The sequence below is a fragment of the Teichococcus rhizosphaerae genome (assembly GCF_002631185.1).
Taxonomy (GTDB): domain Bacteria; phylum Pseudomonadota; class Alphaproteobacteria; order Acetobacterales; family Acetobacteraceae; genus Pseudoroseomonas; species Pseudoroseomonas rhizosphaerae.
Map to the genome: position 1 here is coordinate 1 of NZ_PDNU01000020.1, position 689 is coordinate 689.

Annotated in this window: 1 protein-coding gene; it reads left to right on the forward strand. The window is 69.2% G+C overall.

The features are described 5' to 3' along the window. Positions 1–689, forward strand: a 689-nt coding sequence (locus CR162_RS11845; protein ID WP_141563141.1) for an ABC transporter permease subunit, incomplete at both ends; no start/stop codon positions are given.

Sequence of the window (689 nt, forward strand, 5' to 3'; positions counted from 1 at the left end):
ACCGCCGTCACCCTGGCGCTGGGCTACCTGCTGATCCGCTGGGCGATGGGCTTCATCGACTGGGCCTTCGTCAACGCCATCTGGTCCGTGCCGGTCACGGCGCAGGGCGCGCAGACCCAGGCCTGCCGCGCCCTCAACGGCACCGGCGCCTGCTGGGCGGTGGTGACCGAGAAGCACCGCTTCATCCTGTTCGGCACATACCCCTATGAGGAGCACTGGCGGCCGGCCGTCTGCGTCGCGCTGTTCATCGGGCTCTACATCGTCTCCGCCATGCGGCGCTTCTGGCGCCCGGCCCTGGCGCTGGTCTGGCTGGCCACGCTGGCGCTCATCGGCGTGCTGATGTGGGGCGGCGTGTTCGGCCTCTCCTACGTGCCGCAGGAGCGCTGGGGCGGCCTCGTCATCACCCTGATCCTGGCCACCTTCGGCATCGCCCTGGCCTTTCCGCTCTCCATCCTGGTGGCGCTCGGCCGGCGCTCGCGCATGCCCGCCATCAAGACGCTCTGCATCCTGTATGTGGAGCTGATCCGCGGCGTGCCGCTGATCTCCCTGCTGTTCATGGCCAGCGTCATGTTCCCCCTCTTCCTCCCCGAGGGCATGAACATCGACAAGCTGCTGCGCGCGCAGATCGCCATCATCCTCTTCGCCGCCGCCTACCTGGCCGAGGTGGTGCGCGCCGGCCTGCAGGCCCT